This window comes from Ornithinibacillus liuyingii (genome assembly GCF_055550225.1).
The window spans coordinates 1-1,605 of the sequence record NZ_JBPWOS010000023.1 but is presented as its reverse complement, the minus strand read 5'-3'; the positions used below and the strand labels follow the sequence as shown (position 1 = coordinate 1,605).

The window sequence follows — 1,605 nt, the reverse complement described above, 5'->3', positions numbered from 1 at the left end:
AGAGGCTAACTATATAAAGTCAACAAATTTAGCCCAAAAAGAATAATGTTTTTTATTATAAATTTTGGCATGACAAATAAGCTTGGTGATTACGATTTTTTTTAAAATCGATCATCAAGCTCTTTTTAGCTTAACTTTTATGCTGCCTACAATCTTCTTTTACCAAAAATAGTATTACGCTTTAATCTCTTTATACGATTGGCCTGTCTGCAGTAAATGGAATATAACTCTTATTAATTTCTTCGCTACATGACTTAAAACCACGTTATAGTGCTTGCCTTCTACTAGTTTCTTCTCATAATATTTTTTAAATGTTGGTGAATAAATGGCTACCAACCTTGAAGCATGGTACATGGCCCATCGGAGTTGAGGTGATCCTCGTTTAACCATTTTTCCGGTTCCTTGATAGTTACCCGACTGATAAATGGATGGCTCCATTCCAGCGAAAGCTAATAACTGACTTGGGTTATGGAATTTGAGGATGTCACCTATTTCTGCTATGATTATACTACCTAGTCGATAAGAAATTCCGGGAATGGTTACGATTGGTGAATCGAGTGTATCCATCATTTCTTGAATTTTTTTATCGACTTCTTTGATTTGCTTATCATACAAATCAATCTGTTTTATAGTTTGAGTTAATTCAAATTCCGTAATAGAAGAATAGCACCCAACACTATCTTTCGCTAATTGCTTTAGTAACCCGGGTTTAATGCGGCTATTATTCACTCCTAATAGTTTAAAAAGTGATCTTTCGTGAGCCATCTCAATTCGTTTTGGACTTGGATACTTTTTTAATAATCGCATCATATAATCTGAATAGCGAACCTGACCATAAGTAGCCAACTCAGGAAAGCTTTTTTCTAATATTCGAGTGTACTGAGCTTTAAGTAAGGATTGGTGTTTCCCTAGTCTACTTCTGTATCTAGTTAATTCCTTAAGCTCTTCAGTACTAACTTGGGAGTGTTCTCTTTTTTCGAAATCTCCCATTACCATTTTAGCGATCACTAAAGCATCAGCTTTATCTGTCTTTGTCTTTCTCAATGTATGGACTTTGGAAAACTCTTTTACTAGAATTGGATTATAACAATATACTTGATAATTATTTCTCCTTAAAAATTGTAAGATAGGGGCATTATAATGACCCGTATCCTCCATTGCCAGCTTACATTTTTGGCCTGTTTGGTTTTGAATGCGACAAATGATAGTATCAAGCTTTTGAAACCCTAATCGATCATTTAAAATGACCATGTCGTCTTCATAAATTTCCCCTTCATCATCAATAATAGCTACTTGATGTTTGTGCTTGGCTACATCAATTCCCACATAAATCATTAAAATTCATTCCCTCCACTTTATTACGCTGTGCTTTCAAGCCACGCACTCCTTGTCCTGTATCCTTGTACGAAATCAAACGTCATGCGTTATCTAACTGATTAACAGATAAACAAAGAGCTGTGGTTAGATTCTCTAAAAACCAGTTACTAAAAAGTACTGTAGGCTGGGTCACTAATCCACAGCGTTGCTTTTAGTATAAATGACTATACTAAAAAAGCACTAGAGGTAGCGAACCTCTAGTACTTAATATACAAGGCTGGGACAAAA

The 1,605-nt window shown here is 35.0% G+C and carries 1 protein-coding gene; it reads right to left on the bottom strand.

The window, feature by feature from the left end:
• Positions 1-174 precede the first annotated feature (174 nt).
• Positions 175-1,335 (bottom strand): IS110 family RNA-guided transposase, encoded by a 1,161-nt coding sequence (locus tag ACSKT4_RS19035; RefSeq protein WP_186871526.1) that lies wholly within the window; start codon positions 1,333-1,335, stop codon positions 175-177.
• Positions 1,336-1,605: the final 270 nt, after the last annotated feature.

Coding starts and splice junctions, on each gene's coding strand:
- ACSKT4_RS19035 (WP_186871526.1), bottom strand. CDS start 1,335: ATGATTTATGTGGGAATTGATGTAGCCAAGCACAAACATCAAGTAGCT.